Origin of the sequence: Collinsella tanakaei (assembly GCF_030373545.1) — a bacterium.
In the GTDB taxonomy this organism is placed as follows: Bacteria; Actinomycetota; Coriobacteriia; order Coriobacteriales; family Coriobacteriaceae; genus Collinsella; species Collinsella tanakaei_C.
The window spans coordinates 103,247-125,165 of record NZ_JAUDCO010000001.1; the positions used below are offsets into that span (position 1 = coordinate 103,247).

At 62.9% G+C, this 21,919-nt stretch carries 17 protein-coding genes; 2 read left to right on the top strand and 15 right to left on the bottom strand.

Annotated elements, in window-relative coordinates:
* Nucleotides 1-129: 129 nt before the first annotated feature.
* From QUW00_RS00375 to QUW00_RS00385, 3 genes are all read right to left on the bottom strand, one after another.
* Nucleotides 130-435: a CDP-alcohol phosphatidyltransferase gene (locus tag QUW00_RS00375; protein WP_289612427.1), complete on the bottom strand. Its 306-nt coding sequence runs from the start codon at nt 433-435 to the stop codon at nt 130-132.
* Nucleotides 436-645: 210 nt separating this feature from the next.
* On the bottom strand, nt 646-1,680 hold the full coding sequence (locus QUW00_RS00380; RefSeq protein WP_289612428.1) for a helix-turn-helix transcriptional regulator: 1,035 nt from the start codon (nt 1,678-1,680) through the stop codon (nt 646-648).
* A 186-nt stretch (nt 1,681-1,866) separates the two neighbouring features.
* A complete protein-coding gene (locus tag QUW00_RS00385) occupies nt 1,867-2,919 on the bottom strand; it encodes a YeiH family protein (RefSeq protein WP_289612429.1) in 1,053 nt (350 codons plus the stop codon).
* Between the two features lie 138 nt (nt 2,920-3,057).
* Here QUW00_RS00385 and QUW00_RS00390 point away from each other — a divergent pair, with 138 nt between their 5' ends.
* Nucleotides 3,058-3,930, top strand: coding sequence for a LysR family transcriptional regulator (locus QUW00_RS00390; RefSeq protein ID WP_289612430.1), 873 nt, complete (start codon nt 3,058-3,060; stop codon nt 3,928-3,930).
* Nucleotides 3,931-4,206: 276 nt separating this feature from the next.
* Here the strand turns inward: QUW00_RS00390 and QUW00_RS00395 are convergent, their stop codons facing one another.
* From QUW00_RS00395 to QUW00_RS00445, 11 genes are all read right to left on the bottom strand, one after another.
* Nucleotides 4,207-4,917 (bottom strand): L-ribulose-5-phosphate 4-epimerase, encoded by a 711-nt coding sequence (locus QUW00_RS00395; RefSeq protein WP_289612431.1) that lies wholly within the window; start codon nt 4,915-4,917, stop codon nt 4,207-4,209.
* Nucleotides 4,918-5,064: 147 nt separating this feature from the next.
* Complete coding sequence (locus tag QUW00_RS00400) at nt 5,065-6,114, bottom strand: ABC transporter permease (RefSeq protein ID WP_235422850.1); 1,050 nt, start codon at nt 6,112-6,114, stop codon at nt 5,065-5,067.
* Entirely contained in the window at nt 6,115-7,206 is a 1,092-nt protein-coding gene (locus tag QUW00_RS00405; RefSeq protein ID WP_289612432.1) for an ABC transporter permease, read from the bottom strand.
* On the bottom strand, nt 7,206-8,720 hold the full coding sequence (locus QUW00_RS00410; RefSeq protein ID WP_289612433.1) for a sugar ABC transporter ATP-binding protein: 1,515 nt from the start codon (nt 8,718-8,720) through the stop codon (nt 7,206-7,208). The genes QUW00_RS00405 and QUW00_RS00410 overlap by 1 nt, the downstream gene beginning before the upstream one ends.
* A 100-nt stretch (nt 8,721-8,820) precedes the next feature.
* Complete coding sequence (locus QUW00_RS00415; protein WP_289612434.1) at nt 8,821-9,834, bottom strand: substrate-binding domain-containing protein; 1,014 nt, start codon at nt 9,832-9,834, stop codon at nt 8,821-8,823.
* A gap of 500 nt (nt 9,835-10,334) precedes the next feature.
* On the bottom strand, nt 10,335-11,942 hold the full coding sequence (locus QUW00_RS00420) for a xylulokinase (protein ID WP_289612435.1): 1,608 nt from the start codon (nt 11,940-11,942) through the stop codon (nt 10,335-10,337).
* A gap of 127 nt (nt 11,943-12,069) precedes the next feature.
* On the bottom strand, nt 12,070-13,566 hold the full coding sequence (araA, locus tag QUW00_RS00425; protein WP_289612436.1) for an L-arabinose isomerase: 1,497 nt from the start codon (nt 13,564-13,566) through the stop codon (nt 12,070-12,072).
* A gap of 134 nt (nt 13,567-13,700) precedes the next feature.
* Nucleotides 13,701-14,672, bottom strand: a complete 972-nt coding sequence (locus QUW00_RS00430; RefSeq protein WP_289612437.1) for an ABC transporter permease — start codon at nt 14,670-14,672, stop codon at nt 13,701-13,703.
* A gap of 13 nt (nt 14,673-14,685) precedes the next feature.
* Nucleotides 14,686-16,188, bottom strand: coding sequence for a sugar ABC transporter ATP-binding protein (locus tag QUW00_RS00435; RefSeq protein ID WP_289612438.1), 1,503 nt, complete (start codon nt 16,186-16,188; stop codon nt 14,686-14,688).
* Between the two features lie 14 nt (nt 16,189-16,202).
* A complete protein-coding gene (locus QUW00_RS00440; RefSeq protein WP_235422858.1) occupies nt 16,203-17,150 on the bottom strand; it encodes an ABC transporter permease in 948 nt (315 codons plus the stop codon).
* A 96-nt stretch (nt 17,151-17,246) separates the two neighbouring features.
* The gene (locus tag QUW00_RS00445) at nt 17,247-18,458 is read right to left on the bottom strand and encodes a sugar ABC transporter substrate-binding protein (protein WP_289612439.1); all 1,212 of its coding nucleotides are present in this window, start codon (nt 18,456-18,458) and stop codon (nt 17,247-17,249) included.
* 441 nt (nt 18,459-18,899) lie between these two features.
* Here QUW00_RS00445 and QUW00_RS00450 point away from each other — a divergent pair, with 441 nt between their 5' ends.
* Nucleotides 18,900-19,916, top strand: a complete 1,017-nt coding sequence (locus QUW00_RS00450) for a LacI family DNA-binding transcriptional regulator (protein WP_289612440.1) — start codon at nt 18,900-18,902, stop codon at nt 19,914-19,916.
* A 149-nt stretch (nt 19,917-20,065) separates the two neighbouring features.
* On the opposite strand, the gene glmS is transcribed toward QUW00_RS00450, so the two are convergent.
* Entirely contained in the window at nt 20,066-21,916 is a 1,851-nt protein-coding gene (gene glmS / locus QUW00_RS00455; protein WP_289612441.1) for a glutamine--fructose-6-phosphate transaminase (isomerizing), read from the bottom strand.
* Nucleotides 21,917-21,919: the final 3 nt, after the last annotated feature.

The window sequence follows — 21,919 nt, forward strand, 5'->3', positions numbered from 1 at the left end:
TGCATGCGCAAGCACTCGGCATAGGCTTTCCACATGCCCGAGGCGCACAAAGAACGCCCGCCGATGCGAACGGAAGCATCGGCGGGCGCCGGGGGAAAGGCTTGTCGCAAGGAGCTCGGCAAATGCCGTTTACTTCTCCCAGCCCTCCTGGATGGACTCGTAGAACGTAGCGGAATCGCACAAGTCGTGCAGGCTCTTGCCGTCGCGCCACGGAAGCTCGGCCATCTCGGAAAGCGTCGTGACCAGCTCGGAGCAATCGGTGAAGCGACCCTTGTCGTTCAGCTTCGAGCAGTCCTGGACGCGCCAGTACCCATCGGTATGCGTGATGTAGTACTGATCATCATCGATGTCCATAAACACGCGAGTCTTGGAGCGCAGGTAGTTGAGGAGCTCCTCGAAGCTCAGGGGTATCGTCTCGTCAGCCTTCAGTCCCATAATGGTCTCCTAGCTGTCGGGCGCCTTGCGGCGCGGTGGCCTTACTGACAATTCCAGTAAACCCGTAAGCGGCGCTGTCTATACGCTGAAATTGGTAGGCGGTGGATAACTTTGGAGCAGCGGCCGATTTGGTCACTTTAGCGGCGTGCAGTGACCGTTAGCGTTGTCCGCAGCGACACAAATTGACCCGCCCCCATCTTGTCCATCTTGTTACTCTTGCTTGCCGAAAGCCTTCATAAGGATGGTAACGATGCCACACAGCATGCCGCCGATGGGCCAGGCGACCCAAAACCATGCAGACGAGGTGCCGAGTGGCTCGAAGGCGTCGGGGTCGGGAGAAGACAGCACCGGCGCGAACAGCAGCACAAACGCGATGATAGTGGCCACGATCATGATGGCGCCGCATACAGCGCCGATCTTTTGGTCGGCACGCTTGCTCGCCAGCAAAGCCTCGCGGCGCTCGTCGTCCAGCTGCGCGCTGACGATGTCCTCGACCTCGAGGTCCTCCGCAACGGAACGGTTGTATTCTGCGACATCGGTGCGGCCGAGCAGCATGCCGTAATGGATGATGTTCCACACGCCCAGCGCGATGAAGAACAGCAGGAAGAACAGGGCAACGTTTTCGGTGGCCATCTCCTCGAGCATGACCAGGCAGCCGATACCCACAAAAATGAGGGCGATGCCCATGATGAGACCGACCGTAAACGCTTTACGTGCGCCCAGGCGATCATCCTCGGTGTAGAAGTCCTCGACGAAAGGGTGCGCCTTGATGAACGCAGTGTGGTCCATACCGGCGGGGACAAGGAACGCAAGGCCGACGAGGATACCCGCAAGAACAATGATGACGAAGAGGCCGTCGCGCGCTCCCACCGAAGCCAAGTCGACCGCGCCTTCAAAGAACAGCCCGATGGCGATGCCGACCAGGATGGTCGCAACGCCCGTGGGGACCTTCCAAGCCATCATGCGTTGATGCTCGTCGTAGCCGCAGATGTCGGTCGGCGGACCGACGGGGATAGATGCCGTCTTGGGCTCTGGCGCACGGCCGGTCAGGTCGCCCTGTACGAGGTCGTCGAGTGTGCATTCGAAAATCTGGCAGAGCTTGAGGAGCTTGTCCATCTCGGGATAGCTCTTTTCTGCCTCCCATTTGGTTACCGATTGACGGGATACGCCGAGCAGCATGGCGAGCTGCTCTTGGGTCATGTTGCGCGTGGCACGCAGGTGCTGGAGGTTGTCGCGAAAGCTCATGGTCGGCCTTTCGATTGGGGCTGCAATGCTTGCCGGCATCTCCAGTATGCAGGCGCCGCGAAGCCCATTCTACCAACCGCTGGGCTGCATTTTGGGACGAAATGCAGGCAACCGCCAGGCGCCTGGCGGTTGCTTTTCGCTGGTAGATAGTGTTGTTTTCCTCAATAAGCTCGGATTCGGCTTTGGTTACCAAATCCCGAGCACGTGCTGCATGCCCAGGGACACCGCCGCGATGGCGATCCAGCAGGCGAGACCCATGAGGATCGGCTTGCCGCCGGTGCGCACGAGCTTGACGATGTTGGTGTTGAAGCCGATAGCAGCCATCGCCATGATGATGAAGAACTTGGAGAGCTCCTTGATGGGCGCCGTGATGTCCGTCGGCAGGGCGAACACCGTGGTAATTACGCTCGCGAGCACGAAAAAGACGATGAAGAACGGGAAGATCTTCTTGAGGTCGAAGGTGCCCGCAGCCTGACCGCTCCCCTCGCCCGCTGCCGCGGCGCGCTTGGCCTGGCGCACTTGCCAAAATGCCAGCGCAAGCGTGATAGGGATGATGGCGAGCGTACGCGTGAGCTTGACGATGGTGGCTGCATCCAACGTATTCGCACCCGGATGCATGCCGTCCCACGCGGCGGCCGCAGCTGTCACCGACGACGTATCGTTTACCGCCGTGCCGGCGAAGAGGCCGAAGCCCTCGTTGGTCAGACCGAGCATGCCGCCGAGCGTGGGAAACACGAGCGCAGCGATGACGTTGAACAGGAAGATCACACTGATGGACTGAGCGATCTCCTCGTCATCGGCGTCGATTACCGGCGCGGTCGCCGCGATGGCCGAGCCGCCGCAGATGGACGAGCCCACGCCGATGAGCGTCGAGATCTTGCTCGGAATCTTGAGGGCGCGGCACAGGATGAAGGCCACGATGAGCGACGTTGCGATGGTCGACACGATAATGGGCAGCGACGTGGCGCCGACCTGCGCAATCTGTGCCAGGTTCAGGCCGAAGCCGAGCAGAATCACCGCGTACTGCAGGATCTTCTTCGACGTGAACTTGATGCCCTTCTGCAGCGGCTCGCCAGCCGCCTCGGGTACCACAAGCGCCAACACCATGCCGATGAGAATGGCGAACACCGGGCCCCCGATCACCTCGAACTGTTTGCCGAGCAGCCATGCCGGCACAGCGACGACCAGCGCGAAAAGCACGCCGCGCCACATACCTTTGAAATCCTTCAGCAGCTCCATGTGCACGCCTTTCCTTGGTATCGATTGTTTCGATACCATGCTATGACCTGCAGCTATAATGAATACCGTTCTTTTGCTTATCTTCTTATAAGAGTTTCTGATGATATGAGGAACGATGCGGCGCGAAGGAGGAGCGCGATGCTGGATTACCGAGCTCGCACATTTCTTGAGGTGTATCGCCTGCGCAGTTACACGCATGCAGCGGCCGCGCTCCATATCACGCAGCCGGCGGTCTCGCAGCATATTCGGCAGCTCGAGCACCACTACGGCTGCATTCTGTTCACCAAGGCGGGGCGCGGGATCGAACCGACGCAAGCCGGCGAGCTGCTCTACCACGCGCTCGACGTGATGCAAAACGACGACGCGCGCCTGCGGAGCGAACTTGATGTGCTCGCATCCGTTGACGTTGTACGACCGCCGCTACGCTTCGGCTGCACGCGCACCGTCGCCGACTTTGTCGCCCCGCGCCTGCTCGCCGAGCACCTGACCCGCCATCCCGACGAGCGCATCCTCATGCGCACGGGCAACACATCCGAGCTCGTTGCCCTCATCGACCAGGGCGATATCGACTTCGCGCTGGTCGAGGGATCGTTTGACCGAAAAACCTTCGACAGCGCCGTCTTCTCCCATGAGCCCTATATCGCCGTTGCGAGCGAACCGATTGCGCCGGCACGGCTTGAGGACCTGCTTGGCTGCCGCCTCATCCTGCGCGAACCGGGATCGGGCACGCGCGAGATCCTGGAACGCTATCTCGCTGTACGCAACTTCTCGGTCGATAACTTCGCAGGCGCTATCGAGGTGGCGAGCATTCCCGCCATCAAGGCATGCGTGCGAGCGGGCGCAGGCATCTCGTTTTTGTACCGCGTTGCCGTCGAGGAGGAGCTGCGCTGCGGGGAGCTGTACGATGCCACGCCCGGTGACGTATCGATCGAACACGACTTCGCCCTCATCTGGCAACGCGGCAGCCGTTACGCCGCCCGCTACCGCGCCCTCATCCGCTCCTGGCAGTAACGCGCGCGAAGTGAGTGCTTCAAATCGAATCTCCCGAGTAGAACCGCGCGCCCAAAGCACAAATCAGCAGGTACAGTAATTGCTATCGCTGCGGTATACAAAGCGATTCCGAATCTAAGCACTCACTTCACGAAAAGAGATTCAAGCGACAAGATGGGGACGGGTTCAACCCCGTCGCGACGGGGTTGAACCCGTCCCCATCTTGTCGGCCGCGCGTCAAAAAAGAACCCCGCGCAGAGGCGGGGTTCCAGCATGCAGATGATGCGAGCGCACGCGCTAGTGCGCACCGCCCTGGCCGTAGTAGGCGTTGGGACCATGCTTGCGCATATAGTGCTTGTCCTGCAGATACTGCGGAGCAGGACCGACGCCGGCCTGCAGCATCTCGGTGCGGGCCGCCATCTTGCAGACCTCGTCGAGCACCACGGCATGGTAAACGGCCTGCGCGGCATCCTTGCCCCAGCTGAAGGGGCCATGGTTGCGCACGAGCACCGCCGGCACGGCGACCGGATCGATATCGCGCTCGGTGAAGCCCTCGACGATGACCTTGCCGGTGTTGAGCTCGTAGGCCTCCTCGATCTCGGCCTCGGTCAGGCCACGCATGCACGGAATCGGGCCGTAGAAGTAGTCGGCGTGCGTCGTGCCGTAGGCGGGCACGTCGCGGCCGGCCTGCGCCCAGGACACCGCCCAAGCGGAGTGCGTGTGCACCACGCCGCCGACCTTGTCGCCCCACTCGCGATAGATGTACGCATGCGTCGCGGTATCGGAGGACGGATTGAGGTTGCCCTCGACCACCTTGCCGTCCAGGTCGCACACGACCATGGACTCAGGCGACAGGTCCTCGTAATCCACGCCGGAGGGCTTGATCACGAACAGGCCGCTCTCGCGGTCGAGCTCAGAGGCATTGCCCCAGGTGAATACGACCAATCCGTGCTTGGGAAGGTCCATGTTGGCCTCGTAGACCTTCTCGCGCAATTCTTTGAGCATCATGAGCTAGATCCCTTCTCGCAATCGTTGGCGATACGGAGCCCCGCGTTGGAGCCCCACTACCAAAGATACCCCACGGCACGCCGCAAGGGCCGAGTTATTTGAGCTCGGCCCTTGCGGCGAAGGGGTATCGGGTTTCGGCAGCCGGCGTCACTCGACTTGCTTCTTACGCGCCAGAACGACGCTCTGGATAACCAGGAACAGGCAGATCATCGCGGCGACGGTGATCTTGGACCACCAGGCCTCGTCGAAGCCGGCGGAGGAGACGATGTTCTGGATCGTGGACAGCGAGAGCACGCCGAAGAACGTGCCCGCGATGTTACCCACGCCACCGGTGAGCATGGTGCCGCCGATGATGGAGGCCGCGATCGCGTTCATCTCCATGCCGCTCGCGTTGGTGACGGCGCCGGAGCCGGAGTGCATGATGTACACGAAGCCGGCGATACCAGCGAGCAGGCCGCTGATGAGGTGCGCCAGGAACAGCGAGCGCTTGGTGTTGATGCCGAGCATGAGGGCGCTCTGGCGGTTGCCGCCCAGCGCGTAGAAGCTACGGCCCAGGCTCGTCCAGCGCAGGCCGACGAACAGCAGCACGACGATGATAAGGGCGACGGCCACGCCGATCTCCATATAGGCGGGCATGAACACACCGGAGTTGTTGGGCGAGCCCAAGAACGGGATGTAGATGCGCGTGCGCATAAGGGCGCCGAACGCCTCGTTCTCGACGTTGAAGGGCTCGGTGTGCACGATGGTGGTCATGCCGCGCGCGAAGAACATGCCGGCAAGCGTCACGATGAACGGCTGGATGTCCAAGTACGCCACGAGGAAACCTTGGATCAGGCCGAAGGCAAGACCGATGCCGAGCGCGATGAGCAGCGCGGTCAGCGGGCTTCCGCCCTGATAGTCAAGGTTCACGGCACAGCACATGGTAACGAGGCCGACGACGCCGCCGACGGAGATGTCGATGCTGCCGCATATCATGACGATCGTAAGGCCGCATGCGGTGATGAGCAGCGGGGCGTTGGCGTTCAGGATGTTGAAGAACGTCTGCCACTTGAGGAAGCCCTTGCCCAGGACGACCATGGCAAACAGGTACATGAGGATAAAGACGACAACCGTGATGATCAGCAACAGGTTGGTGTCGGTGAGGCTGCGCTTACCCTCTTTGGAGCCGCCTTTGGCGAGCTTTGCGAGAAGAGCCATTTATGCCGCCTCCACTTCAGTCTGCTTGGGGCTGCGCATCTTGTTCCACAGCGCCGACAGCTTCTGACGCACCACGGGGGCGCTGAGCACGACGAGCAGGATGACGACGATGGCCTTGTACGCAGGCAGAGCCGCGGAGGCCACGTTGAACTTGTACAGCGTCGTGGTCAGGAACTGGATGATGTAGGCGCCCATGATCGAAGCGCCCATGTTGAACTTACCACCGGACAGCGCGTTGCCGCCGAGAGCGACCGCCAGGATGGCGTCCATCTCGATGTCGGCAGCGATGTTGTTGTAGTTGATGGTGGAGATGCGGCTCACCTTGATCAGCGCGGCGACCGCGACGCACAGGCCCAGGATCACGAACGTGATGAACTTGATGAACACCGGGTTCAGGCCGTTCAGACGGGCGGCCTTCTCGTTGATGCCGACCGACTGGACGTACAGACCGAGGTTCGTGAACTTGAGCGCCAAAAACGTCACGACGATGCAGATGATCGCGATGAAGCAGGGCGTCGGGATGGGGATACCCGGGATGAAGCCGCCGAAGTACGAGAAGGTCTCGTCGGAGATGATCGGCAGCTGGTTGTTGTTGATCCACGCGGCGATGGAGCGGCCGGCGGTGTACAGGATCAGGGTCGCAACCATCGGCTGCACCTTGAAGCCGGCGACCATGATGCCGTTGAACGCGCCGCACAGCATGCCGGCAGCGCATCCGACCAAAAAGGCGACGATGATGGGCGCCGCCAGGGTGTCGGGACGCATGTTGCCGCCGCACAGCACGGCGAGCATGGCGGAGCCCGCCACGGCGATCGTCGCGCCGACGGAGATGTCCTGTCCGCCCGTGGCCGCGGTGACCAGCGTCATGCCGATGGCGAGAATCGCCAGCTCGGAACCGTTGTTAAGAATGGAAATGATGTAGCCGGAAAGAACCGGGTTGCCCGCGTTGTCCGTGCCCATCGAAATCTCGAAGAAGGACGGGTCGGCGATCAGGTTGAACACAACCAGCAGCAAAAGCGCAGCGATCGGGATAATGATCTGGCTGTGCAGGATATGCGCGAGGGCGCCTCCCTTGCTTTTCGTCTCAGCCACTATTCCTCACCTCCTGCGATGGTGCTCATGATGGTGTCCTGGTTCAGGTCGTCACCCGTGAGCTCGCCGACCTTCTTGCGGTCGCGCATGACGGCGAGGCGCGAGCAGGTGCGCAGCATCTCGTCGAGCTCCGAGGAGATGAACGTGCAGCTCATGCCCTCGCTCGCCAGCTGCAGCACGAGCTTCTGGATGTCGACCTTGGTGCCGATGTCGATGCCGCGGGTCGGCTCGTCGAGGATCAGGTAGTCCGGGTGGGTGAACAGCCAGCGCGCCAGGATGACCTTCTGCTGGTTGCCGCCGGACAGCGACTCGATCGGCGTGTCGGCCGAAGCCGTCTTGATGTCGAGCAGCTTGATGTACTCGTCGGCAATCTTGTAGGTCTCGGCCTTGCTGTAGGGCTTGAAGAAGCCGCGCAGAACCTGGTTGGCCAGGATGATGTTCTCGCGCACGGACAGCGCGCCGATGATGCCGTCGCCCTTGCGGTCCTCAGGCAGGTAGGCGATGCCGTTCTTCATGGCGTCAAGCGGCTTGGAGATCTTGATGGTCTCGCCGTTCTTCTTCACGGTGCCGCCCGTCACATGGTCGGCGCCGAAGATGGCGCGGACGCTCTCGGAGCGGCCCGAGCCGAGCAGGCCGGTGAAGCCGTTGACCTCGCCCTTGCGGGTCTCGAAGTCAAACGGCGCGATGCCGGTGTTGCTGGACAGGCCCTCGACCGAGAACACGGCGGAGCCGGCGCCCTCGCCCGCATACTCGGGGTAGTCGCCCTTGATGTCGTCCATGTCGTTCATCTGCTTGCCGAGCATGGCGGCAACCAGCTTCACGCGCGGCAGGTCCTCGATCTCGTACTCGCCGACGAGCTTGCCGTCGCGCATGACCGTGATCTTGTCGCAGACCTCGTAGACCTGGTCCAGGAAGTGAGTGACGAAGATGATGCCGACGCCGCGCTCCTTGAGCTGGCGCATCATCTGGAACAGCTTCTCGACCTCCTGCTCATCGAGTGACGAGGTCGGCTCGTCGAGGATCAGGACCTTGCAGTCCATGTCGACCGCGCGCGCGATGGCGACCATCTGCTGCATGGCGATCGAGCAGCTGCCGAGCTGCTGCTTGGCGCGCACCGGGATGCCCAGATTCTGGAGGATCTTGTCGGCATCGGCGTTCATCTTGCGCCAGTTCTCGATCTTGGTGTGACCGCGGCCGATGTAGATGTTCTCGGCGACGGTCAGATTGGGGCAGAGGGTGATCTCCTGGTACACCGTAGCGATGCCCACGTCCTGGGCGTCCTGCGGAGAACGGATGATGACGGGCTTGTCGTTGCCCTCCAGGAAGATATCGCCCCCGTCTTTCTCGTATACACCGGTCAGTACCTTGATCAGGGTGGACTTGCCTGCGCCGTTCTCACCCATCAGCGCGTGGATCTCGCCCTTGTTGAGGTTGAAGTCAACGTTTTGCAGGGCGCGCACGCCAGGGAAGTTCTTGCAGATATCCCTCATGCGAAGCAAGGTGGAATCGCTCACCGGTATATCACCTCCTCGGTAGATGGAAGGAAGGGCGCGACGCTTATGGGTTGACGCCGCGCCCCTTCCCCTCAGTTCTTAAGCGACTGGCAGACGGGAATTAGATGCCGTTCTCGTCGATGTACTCCTGCGTGCAGTTCGTAGCGTCGGCGTAGCCCTCTTCCATGATGACGGTCTTCTCGCCGGGCTCCTCGCCAGCCTCGAGCTGCTCGATGATCTCGAGGATCGTGGAGGCCTGGTAGGGGTTGCACTGGCCGTCGTAGTTCCAGTTGCCGTTCATGACCTCCTCGAGCGCCCACTTGTTGTGGTCGAAGCCCATGATGATGACGTCGCCGTCAACGCCGTGGGTGATGTTGGAGGCGTCGAGGGCGGCCACGGCGCCACGGGCCATGTCGTCGTTCTCGGCGTAGATGACGTTGAAGGACTCGCCGGAGTCGATGACGGACTGGGTGATCTGCTGAGCGGTCTCGGCGTCCCAGTCAGCGGTCTGCTGAACGACGAGGTTCCAGCCCTTCTCCTCGACAGCCTTGTCGAGCGCGCCGGTGCGGCCGACCTGGGCAGCGGAGCCCATGGCGCCCTGGATGTGGATGATGTTGTACTCATCGAGAGCCTGCGACTCGAGCCAGTCGACAGCGGTCTGGCCCTCGGCGTCCATGTCGGACACGACGGCGGCCACGTAGAGGTCCTCGGGGGCGTCGACGACACGGTCGAACAGGATGACCTGGGTGCCGGCGTCCTTGGCGTCCTGCAGGGTGGTGTCCCAGCCGGCGGTGTCGGCGGCAGAGAGCAGCAGGTACTTGACACCGTTCTGGATGAACTGGTTCGCGGAGGTGATCTGCTCCTCGTTCTTCATGCTGTAGGCAAAGGACGCGTCGAAGCCGTTCTCCTCGTTGAAGGTGTTCTTCATGTCGTTGTCGTTAGCGGTGCGGTAACCGGACTCGTTCGGGTCGTTGTTGATGACGCCGACCGTGATGAGCTCGGAAGAAGAGCCGCCCTCGGAGGTGCTGCCAGCGGTCTCGCCGCCGCCACCGCAACCGGCAAGGGAGAGCGCGCCCAGGCCAAGACCCGCGCCGACGCCCAGCTTGACGAAATTGCGCCTCGAAACCTCTTTCATGGAAATCCCCTTCCATACACTCCGGCGCGCTCCATCGCGCACCGGATAAACGACAGGCAGACGAACCCGGATGCCGTACGGGTCCTGTCACCCTTGGAAAAACATGCGGCCCAGCTCGGCTCGCCTAAACACATACGAACACCAGCCAAACACGCATATAGTAGTTATAAGGCGAATTATGGAGAAATGATTGTCGCATACCCTAAACGGTCAAAACTGGTTGGTGAACGGCAGGTGCCTCAAATCCGCTTCTACCAGTGATTACATTCATGCATGTAGCTGGCATTCTATTCATATAAGAAGGAATCTGACGCCCCGCGTCGCCTTCCGATCCGCTCGCGCATTCCCCGGCTCCGAGCAGACCAGCTGGTAACCCGCCGTACACAAAAGGAGCTGAACGTTCACTAAACGTTCAGCTCCTTTTCGGTTTATGCATTCTCTCGTTCGCGTGAAGCGGGGCACCCGCGCCGGCGCGCAGCGATGCCCCGCTCGACAGCTCCTTAGGCGAACGCGCGCTCCGCGGCCTTCTCGGCCTCGTTGGCCTTCTTGAAGGTGGCCAGGAACGCACGGTACCCTTCGACGTCTGCCGGATCGGGCTCGATGGTCGTGCCCTCCATGTCGGCAAACACCTTGTTGTTGAGGTAGTCGGCGAGCGACTCGCCATCCTCGCGCCACGCCATGTAGGCGGCGGCGACGGCCTGGCCCCAAGCGCCGCCCTCGCCCGCGGTGGCCATGACGGTCACCGGGGCCTCGAGCGCCGCGGCGAGCAGGCTCTGGGCGACGACGGGCGTCTTGAAGATGCCGCCGTGGCCGTACAGTTTGTCGATCTTGACGTCCTCTGCGCGCAGGGCCTCGTTGCCGGCGGCAAGCGCACCGAAGGCGGCCATGATGTTCATGCGCATGAAGTTGGCGATGCTGAACGTGGAGTTCTGGCCGCGAAGGACCATCGGGTAGCCGGTCTGGACGCCCATGACGGTCTCGCCCGAGATGAACGGGATGGACACAAGGCCGCCCGCGTCCTTGTCGCCGTCGAGCGCGGCGGTGAACAGCTTGGTGAACGCCTCGCCCTTGTTCACGTCGGCGCCCATGAGGGACGCGAAGTCGCACAGCAGGTTGACCCAGCCGTTGATGTCGGAGGTGCAGTTGTTGCAGTGCACCATGGCGACCGGATCGCCGACCGGCGTGGTCACGAGGTCGATCTCGGGGATGGTGGCGTCCTTCAGGCCGTGCTCGAGCACGATATTCGAGAACACCGAGGTGCCAGCCGACACGTTGCCGGTGCGCGGCGCGATGGAGTTGGTGGCGATCATGCCGGTGCCGGCGTCGCCCTCGGGCGGGCAGACGGGGCAGCCGGGCTCGAGATCGCCATCCGGGTCGAGCAGACGCGCGCCCTCGGCGGTCAGGTGGCCGGCGCACTCGCCCGCGACCATGATCTTGGGCAGCAGGTCCTCGACCTTCCACGCCACGCCCTTGCTCGCCACGAGCTCGTCGAACTTGGCCACCATGGCGGCATCGTAGTCGTGCGTCTCGGAATCGATGGGGAACATGCCCGACGCGTCGCCGATGGACAGGACCTTCTCGCCGGTGAGCTTCCAGTGCGCATAGCCCGCAAGCGTCGTGAAGAAGTCGATCTTGTCCACGTGCTCCTCGCCGTTCAGCACGGCCTGGTAGATGTGGGACACGCTCCAGCGCTCGGGGGTGTGGAAGGCGAAGAGATCGGACAGCTCGTGGGCCGCCTGCGTCGTGGTGGTGTTGCGCCAGGTGCGGAACGGCACGAGCGGGTTGCCCTCAGCGTCGAAGGGCAGGTAGCCGTGCATCATGGCGGAGATGCCCAGCGCGCCGACCTTCTTGAGGGTGACGCCGTACTTCTCGGCGACGTCGGCCTTCATGCTTGCGTACGCGGCGGCGAGACCGGCGAAGATCTCCTCGTCGCTGTAGGTCCAGTAGCCGTCGACCAGCGAGTTCTCCCAGTCGAAGGCGCCGATGGCGATCGGCTCGCTGTCGGAGGCGACAAGCACCGCCTTGATGCGGGTCGAGCCGTACTCGATGCCCAGCGCGGTCGCACCGGACTCGATATCGGCGATGATCTGTTCTTTCGTCATGGCCATGAGCCTCTCCTTAGAAGGAAGAAGGCCGCGCCCCGACGGGGCGGGACGCGGCCGAATCTTGCAGAGCTTCAGACGGGGACCACTGGAAAAGGTGCCTGTCCCTATTTTCCCGATCCCCTATCGCGCATTAGCGGTAGTACACCTCGCCGAGCTTCAGGTCGCGCTTGAAGTCGCGGATGTTGGTGTTGGCGTCGATGACCACGCTCTCGATGCCCATGGCGTCAGCCCAGTCGACCATCTGGTCGGCGGTGAGGTCATAGGAGAACGCGGTGTGGTGCGCGCCGCCCGCGTAGATCCAGGCCTCGGTACCAACCTTGAGGTTGGGGCGCGGGGTCCAGAACACGGTGCCGGTGGGCAGCATCGGCATGGGCTTCTCGACCTTCTTGCAGTCGACGTCCTGGATGATCAGACGGAAACGATTGCCCAGGTCGATGAGGGAGGTGGCGATGGCCGAACCGGTCTTGGCGGTGAAGATCAGGCGCGCCGGATCCTCGCGGTCGCCCATGGACAGCGGCGTGGCGCGGATGGCGATGGGACCCTCGGCCACGGACGGATCGACCTCGGACATGTGGGACTCGAGGATGCCCTCCTTGCCCGGGACCAGGTTGTAGGTGTAGTCCTCCATGAGGGCGGAACCCTTGGCGTTGGGATCGCCGGCAGTCATGACCTTCATCAGGCGCACCATGGCAGGGGTCTTCCAGTCGCCCTCGGGGCCGAAGCCGTAACCCTTCTGCATGAGGCGCTGGATGGCCAGCGACGGCAGCTGCTTCAGGCCGCCCAGGTCGCCGAAGTGATCGGAGAAGGCGTTGTAGTTGTGATCAGTGAGGAAGCGCTCGATACCGATCTCCTGCTGGGCCTGGACCTCGACGTGACGACGGAACTCCTCGGGGTCACGGCCGTCGAGCACGAGCTCATAGGTGTCGTAGTACTCGTCGGCGAGCGCCTTGACCTCGGCGGGAGTGACGGCGTCGACATAGGGGGTGAGGTCGTTGATCGGCCAGGCGTCGACCGTCCAGCCGAAGACCTGCTGGGCCTCGATCTTGTCGCCGTCGGTCACCGCGACGTTGCGCATGGTGTCGGCGAAGCGGCACACGCGAATGTTGCGGCTCTCGTTAATGCCGACCGCGACGCGCTGCCACTGGCCGAGCTCGGCCAGGGCCGCCTCGTCCTTCCAGTAACCGAAGACCACCTTGTGGTTCCAGCGCATACGGGCAAAGATGTGGCCGAACTCACGCTCGCCATGGGCCGCCTGATTCTCGTTCATGAAGTCCATGTCGATGGTGTCGTACGGGATCTCCTCGTTGTACTGCGTCGCGAACTGGCACAGCGGCTTGCGGAGGTCGCGCAGGCCGGCGATGTAGTTCTTGGAGGGCGAGAAGGTGTGGGCCCAGGTGATGATACCGGCGCACTCGGGGTCGTTGTTGGCCTCGTTGAACGTGGCCTGGATGACATCGGCGGTCAGCAGGTTGGGCTTGAGCACGACCTCGAACGGGACCTTATCGGACGCGTTGAGTGCAGCCACGACCTCGGCGGAGTGCTCGGCGACGTGCTGGAGCACCTCGTCGCCGTACAGGTCCTGGGTGCACGGGCAGAAATAGAACTTGTACTTCTTGATCTCGAGCATAGCGTTGTTCTCCTTGCTCTAGAGATGAACGGGACGGGGCGCAAGACGAGCTCGCGGACCCCAGTGGACAGACGGACATATACCCATCCGTCCGCGCGGAAAGCGGGGGCCGGATGACCGACCCCCGCGAGTCGCTATTTGATGACCTGGTTGGCCGCGCGCTCGGAGAAGATCGCGACCATGACGACGAACACGATACCGAGAATCAGCTGCTGGATCTCGGTGGTGAAGCCGAGCATGACCAAGCCGCGCTGGAGCACGAGGTAGGACAGGACGCCGGTCACGACGCTGGAGAAGCGGGAGCGGGCGCCGCCGTTGATGGGCATGCCGCCGAGAACCAGGGCGATGAGGATCTGGGTCTCGAGCATGTTGCCGGCCTGCGAGGTAACCGAGCCGATGCGGATCGCGTTGATGAGCGCGGCGAAGCCGGTGATAGCGCCAGCGACGACGTAGATGATGATCTTGGTGCGCTGGACGTTGATGCCGGCAAAGCGGGCGCCGCTCTCGGAAGCGCCGATCGCCTTGAGGTTGGAACCGAGGGCCGTGAAGTGCAGCACCAGGTAGGCGAGGACGAGCACGGCGACGACGATGCCGATCAGAAGCGGCGTGTTGGTGGCGAGCGCCGTCAGGTAGGTGGCGGCGTACACCGGGCTCGAGGTGGTGATGTAGGCAATGACGCCGCGGAGCAGGAACATCATGCACATCGTAACCACGAATGACTGGACCTGGCCCTTCACGTGGAACAGGGCGTTGATCAGGCCGATGACAGCGCCGGTCGCCATGCCGCCGAGGATGGCGAGGATCGGGTTGTACTGCGACAGGAAGCACACCACGGCGCAGGACAGGCCCATCATGGAGCCCTGGGAGAAGTCCAGGCAGCCCATGGACATGATCATGTACACGCCGACGGTCGCGATCATAAGCGTGAAGCCGCCAGAGATGATCAGGGTGATGTTGCGCGGCGTGACCAGCGCACCGCCCGTCAGGATGGCGAAGATCGCCACGATCGCCACGAAGCTGATGATGGGCAAGAAGCTCTTGATCTGATGCCAGTCGAATTTCTTCTCCTGGGTCTCGGCCGCAGCCTTCGTATTAGTAGAAGCCATCTGTTTCGCCTCCTTAAATCATCTTCGCGATGATGTCTTGCTCGGTAAGCTCAGGGCTGCGGAACAGCTGCCCGTTGATCTTGCCGTCCTTCATGACCAGAATGCGGTCGCACATACCGATGAGCTCCATGATCTCCTCGGAGATGATGAGGATCGCCTTGCCCTGGTTGCGCATCTCCTCGAGCAGCGCGTAGATGTCGGCCTTGACGCCGATGTCGATGCCGCGCGTCGGGGAGTCGAGCAGCAGGATGTCGGACTGCTTGCCCAGCCAGCGGGCGAGAACGACCTTCTGCTTGTTGCCGCCGGACAGGGCGGACACGTACTGGTCGACACCGACCATCTTGGTGGACATGATGTCGGCGTACTTCTGGGCGAAGGCCTTGAGATCCTTCTGCTTGAGGATAAGGCCCATGTCGCGCATCGAGGGCAGCGTGATGTTGTCCTGGATGGTGTCGTTGATCAGCAGGCTCTCGTTATCGCGGTCCTTGGAGGCGTAGGCGATGGAGTGGTCGATGGCGGCGTTGATGTCGTTGATCGGCGTGCCGTCGCCCAGCTGCACGATGCCCTCGCGGTCGTAGGAGGCGCCGAACATGGCCTTGCCCACCTCGTGCATGCCGCACTCGGACAGGCCGCCGATGCCCAGGATCTCGCCTTTGTGCAACTCGAGCGACACGTTGTCGAGCGACCCGGGAACGCTCACGTTCTGCATCATGATCGCGATCTCGCCCTGTGGCTCGAGCGTGTAGTCGGGGTAGTCGGTACGATAGTAGTGATCGTCCATCTCGCGGCCGACCATGAGGGTCTTGAGCTTGTCCTCGTCGACGTCCTTGGCGTTGATGGTGGTGATGTAGTCACCGTCGCGCAGGATGGAGATGCGGTCGGACATGCGCAGGACCTCGGCCATGTCGTGGCTGATGAAGATCACGCAGTGGCCCTTGGCGCGCACGTCGAGCATGACCTCGAACAGCTTCTCGCGGCCGTCCTGGGACAGGGCCGTGGTGGTCTCGTCGACGACGAGGATCTTGGGATCGAACCACGTGGACTTCAAGATCTCGATGATCTTGCGCTCCTCGAAGTTGTAGTTCTCGATGGGCGCGGTGGCGCGGATCTTGGACAGGCCGAAGCCGTCGAGCAGCTCCTGGGCCTTCTTGTTCATGGCGGCGGTGTTCTTGATGCCGTACTTCATGAAGCGGTCCTCGTCACCCAGGAAGAGGTTCTCGGCGACCGTGAGGCCGTTCAGGGTGCCCAGCTCCTGGACGATGACGGCCACGCCGTGGTGGTTGCCGTCGACCTGGTTTTTGGGAGCGATCTGCTCGCCGTCCAGGGTGAACGTGCCGCCGCCGATGGGCAGGATGCCCGTGAGCATGTTGGTGAACGTGGACTTGCCGGAGCCGTTCTCGCCGATCAAGGCGTGGATCTCGCCGGCGTTGAAGTCGAGGGACACCTCTTTGACGGCGTGCGTGGGGCCGAACTTCTTATCGATCTTCTCAGCGTGAAGCAACAGCTTATCTGACATGGTGCATCCCTCCTTTACTTGACGACAGCGCCCTTGACGCGCTTGACGGTCAGGGTCACGACGATCAGCAGCGTAGCGCCGGTGACGACGTTATTGATGGTGGTGGGCATGCCGAGGGCCACGAAGCCGGCGAACATCATGGAGATGATCAGCTCGCCGATCACGATGGCGACGACCGGGTGGCCGTACTTCTTGAAGGCCAGGCCGAAGAACGCGCCCATGAGCGGCGTGAAGTTCAGCGACTGGGAGAGCATGCCGGTCATCGGGGTCTGGGCGGTGCCGTAGCCGATGTACAGGACGGCCATGATGCCGACGAAGCCGGCGCACAGGATGAACGCGATGAACTTGTACTTGTCGACGTTCACGCCCATGTTCTTGGCGGTGAGCTCGTTGGTGCCGATGGCGTTGATGTAGGTGCCGACCTTGGTGTACTTGAGGATGAACCCGCACAGGAAGAACGCGATGAGCGCGAGGATCACGTTATACGGGTAGGAGCCGAACATGTTGTACTGGGCGTCCAGGCGGGTACCGGCCCAGTTGGACGCGAACACGCTGAAGCTCTCGTAGATCAGCGACAGGCCGACGGTGACGATCAGCGACGGGATGCGCAGGACCGTGTAGGCCAGGCCGTTGAAGAAGCCGAGCATGATGCCGCACACGATCGGGGCCACGACGAGGCCCACGACGCCGAACATCTGGCTGAAGCCGATCGACAGCAGGCAGGACAGGACCAGCACCGAGCCGATCGAGAAGTCCCACAGACCCTGGGTGACGATGAAGTACATACCGCAGCCGCCGACCGCGTAGATCAGCGCGCTCTGCAGGTAAGTCATGATCTGCGCGGGGGAACCGAACGTCTCGGGGCGCAGCACCTTGAAGATGGCCCAGCAGATGAGCGTCAGCACGACGAGGAAGCCCACGCCGAACCACTGGCTCTGCTGGAGTTTCTTGATTGCGTCCATCCACCTCTCCTTCCAATGGTGATGGATACCGATGGAGACGGGAGCAAGCCCCGGCAAGGGTACTTGCCCCCGTCTCCAGGATGGCTAAACGAGGATTTACGCGTGACGCTCCATAACGTCCTCGATGGACAGGGAGGTCGCGGCCTCATTGAGCTCGTCATAGCTCAGCTCGGCCAGAGCGGCGATCTCGTCGTCGTTGTACGGGTCGTCGTCGACGAAGTACTTCTCGTAGTTCTCGTACTCCTCGACGGAGGACACGAACACGTACGGGAACTGGATGTCCTTGCCGAACTCGCCCTGGACGGGGACGTAGCCCTCCTTGCCGCGGACGGCGTTGTAGACGAGCAGCAGCGCGTACAGCGGGTCGCAGAAGTGGCCGCCGGACTCGCAGTACATACCGCCGGTCTCGAGCTGCTCCTTGAGGTCCTCAAGGAAGTCGGTGGAGGCGACGCGGATGGTGCCGGTGAGGCCCATGTTGGCGAGCTGGCCGATGGAGCCGACCAGCGGGTCGCCGCCGCCGCCGGCGACGATCAGGGCGTCCATGTCGGGGTTGTTGTTGACGAACTGCTGGGTAACCTTGGCGCCCTCGGAGGAGGAGGTGTTGGCGTAAACCGGCTCAGTCATGGTCACCGGGTCGTCAGCGTGCTCCTTGTTCCACTTCTCGACGCCGTTCTGGTAGCCGATCCAGCGCTGCTGGAACGTGGCGTCGCCGACCGTCCAACCCTCGAGGCAGATGTTGCGGGCGCCCTTCTGGATGCCCTCGTAGGCATCGGGGTTGTCCATGGTGAGCAGCTCGATGAGCTTCTCACCGTTGCCGACCTCGTCCTCGTGGACAGCACCGACGTAGTACTGGGAGTTCTCAGCGGTGGCGTAGACCTCGGGGCTGTTCTCCTGGCTGATGATGCGGTAGAACTGAGCGAGGTAGACCTGGTTCTGGTCGCAGGTGGAGATAGCGGCCTGCATCTCGGAGTCAGCGGAGTTGCAGACGACGATGCCCTGGCAGCCAGCGGCGCAAAGGGTCTCGATGGAGGCGGTAACCTGCTCGGAGACGTGGCCCTGGTCGACGTAGGAGAGCTCGATGCCCAGGATGCCGGCGGCCTTGTCCAGGATGTTCTTGGACAGGGAGCCGAGCGCGTCGGTGGAGCTCCAGATGGAGACGCCGATCTTGATCTTCTCGCCCGAACCGCTGGCGGCACCGGAGCCGTTGCCGGACTCGCCGCCGCAACCGGCAAGCGCGCCGGCGGTCAGGCCGAGACCGGCCGTAGCAGCGCTGAGCTTGACAAAGTTGCGCCTCGAAACGTCTTTCATGGAATACCCCTTCCATACATCCCGGCGCGCTCTCCCGCACGCCGGAAAACCTCGGGCCGACAGGCCCTCGTGCTTGCGGACGCTTTCGCGTCCCCGGAAAGCGTTTGGCGAGTGGTCGTTGAGCTACTGAACATTAACTAAACGCTTCGCCAAACATCGACAAAACATTTATATGCCGACATGACGCCTGCGCTGGCGTGCAACCTGCGAACGGTATCTATCCGTTGGCGAACGGTATTGATTTTTCCTATCTGATAAGTGTCATTTAGCAGCACTGATGTTCAGTGCCTTTCACCTATTCTTTTCTCGACATGCACCCACAAACCGTTTCGCATCTGTTCAGCTACCGTTCGCGGGATGTTTGGCTCCTTTTGGTCGACCCTCGTCAAAATAGGAGTACAGTGTCAATGTTTAGCAAATGTTTAGTTACGGGAGGGCATCATGCCTACCGGAAAAGTCAGCGTTCGCGAAATCAGCCGTCTCACGGGTTACTCCCCGGCGACCGTGTCCAACGCACTGAACAATAAGCGCGGCGTGAGTGACGAGACCGCCGTGCATATCCGCCGCGTCGCCGCCGATCTGGGCTACCGCCGCAACGGCAAGCTGCGCCAGGTCCAGTTCGTCATGGGCCGCAACTCCGGCCGCATGCTCGACGAGGGCTCGTTCCGCATGGCCGTGGTCAACGGCATCGAGGAGGAGGCGCGCGTCCACGGGCTCACCGTCTCGTACACCACCGTCGAGCTCTCCGACAGCGAGACGCGCGAGCGCGAGCTCGGCGCCATCATGTCCGACCCCTCCGCCGGCATCATCCTGCTCGGCACCGAGATGACCCAGCGCGACTACGACTTGTTCGCCAACGCGCCGGTACCGCTCGTGCTCGTCGACGGCCAGAGCGACAACCATTTCTTCGAGTCCATCCTCTTCTCCAACGAGGGCTCGGCCTATCGCGCCGTGCGCTACCTCGTGCAGAAGGGCCATCGCGAGATCGGCTACCTTGCCGGCAAGCTGCGCATCCGCAACTTTCCGCTGCGCGAGCGCGGCTACGAGCGCGCGCTCGCCGAGGCCGGCGCCACGCCGCAGGCAAAGTTCCGCGTTTCGCTGGGAACCGACAAGATGGAGAGCGCCTACCGCGACATGCTCGCTTGGCTCAAGACCGATCCCGAGATGCCCACCGCGTTTTTCGCCGAGAACGACGCGCTGGCGGTCGGCGCCATGAAGGCGCTCACCGAGTGCGGCTACGACATCCCCGGCGACATCTCCATGGTCGGCTTCGATGACGTCGAGTTCGCCGGCGTGGTGCACCCCGGGCTCACCACGGTCCACGTGGCGCGCGCCGACTTGGGCCGCATCGCCGTACGCAAGCTCATCGAGCAGGTCGAGCATCCCACGCCCTACACCTGCGTCACCCACATGAGCACGACGTTCGTGGAGCGCGACAGCGTCCGCGCCCTGATCTGATGCGCTTGGCGCGCAGCGGGGCGCCCGGTGCGTCCCAGCCCATTCAAAAACGCAGGCGCGGGAGGGGTTGCAATCCTCCCGCGCCTTATGCACATGCCAGGAAGCTCCTGGTTTTTGCCTGAAAGACCGACGCCGCCGCGCGCGGCGCGTTACTCCACCGTCACGCTCTTGGCCAGGTTGCGCGGCTGGTCCACATCGCACCCGCGCATGACGGCGACCTCGCGCGCCAGCAGCTGCAAGGGCACGCTCGCCGTGATGGCCGAGAAGGCGTCGCGCACCGGCGGTATATATATGACGTGGTCGGCAATCTGTTTGATGTCCTCGTCCCCCTGCGTGGCGAGCGCGATGATCTTTGCCCCGCGAGCCTCGCACTCTTTCAGGTTGGACACCACCTTGTCGTAGGTCGGGCTCTTGGTGGTCACCGCGATGACCGGGAACCCCGGGTCGATGAGGGCGATGGGGCCGTGCTTCATCTCGCCGGCGGCGTAGGCCTCGGCGTGCAGGTAGCTGACCTCCTTGAGCTTGAGCGCGCCCTCGTAGCTGATCGCCGCGCCCATGCCGCGGCCCACGAACAGAGCCGACTGGGCGTCCTTGCAGGCGAGCGCCGCCTCGTGCACCGCCGTGCGCTGCGAGTCCAAAATCCACTGGATCTGAGCCGCCGTGTCTCCCAGCTCGCGGAAGAGCATGCGGACCTGGCCGGTGGTGAGCTTGCCCTTGACCTGCCCGAGCAGCATGGCGAGCAGCGTCAGGCTCACGATCTGACCGATGAAGCTCTTGGTCGAGGCGACGGCGATCTCCTTGTTGGCCTTGGTGTAGATGACGCCATCGGACTCGCGCGCAACCGGAGAGCCCACGACGTTGGTGATACCGAAGACCTTGGCCCCCTTGATGCGCGCGTCGCGGATGGCCGCCAGCGTATCGGCCGTCTCGCCCGACTGCGACACCGCTACGACGAGCGTGGACGGGGTGATGATGGGGTTGCGGTAGCGGAACTCGCTAGCCGCCTCGACCTCGCAGGGGATGCGTGCCCAGGCCTCGATGAGGTTCTTGGCGACCAGGCCGGCGTGATAGCTCGTGCCGCATGCGATCACGTAGACGCGGTCGATGAGGTCGAGCTCCTCGAAGGTGAGCCCAAGCTCGTCGATGTCGAGCTCGCCAGTCGCGGACAGACGACCCACGAGCGTGTCGCGCACGACGCGCGGCTGCTCGCAGATCTCCTTGAGCATGAAGTCGGGGTAGCCGCCCTTCTCCGCCGTGTCGACATCCCAATCGATGTGGGTCACAGCGGGCTCGATCGGCTCGCCCGCGTCGTCGGTGTACTCGATGCCCGTCGGCGTCAGGCGGGCGAACTGGCCGTCCTCGAGCACCACCACGTCGCGCGTGGCGTCGATGAGGGCGATGACGTCGGAGGCGACGTAGCTGCCGCGCTCCCCGCGGCCCACCACGATGGGGCTGTCCTTGCGCGCGACGGCGATGACGCCCGGCTCGTCGGCGGACACCGCCGCCATGCCGTAGGCGCCCACCACATGGGTGCAGGCCTCGCGCACGGCGGCCATGAGGTCGGCGTGACGGGCGTAGGCCTCCTCGACAAGGTGCGCGAGCACCTCGGTGTCCGTCTCGCTCGTGAACACGTGCCCGCGCGAGGCGAGCTCGTCGCGCAGCTCGGCGAAGTTCTCGATGATGCCGTTGTGGACCACCGCGATGCGCCCGTCGCAGCTGGTGTGGGGATGCGCGTTGGCGACTGACGGCTTGCCGTGCGTGGCCCAGCGCGTATGCCCGATGCCGCACGTGCTCGCCGCGTCGTGGCCTTCGAGCTCGGACGCCAAGCCCATGACCTTGCCGACCCGGCACGTCACGTCAAGGGTTGTCGACCCGTCGGGAGCGATGCCCTCGAGCGCCACGCCCGCGGAGTCATACCCACGGTACTCGAGGCGCTTCAGGCCCGCCAGAAGAATGTCCTTCGCCGTATCCTCGCCGGTATAGGCAACGATGCCGCACATAGA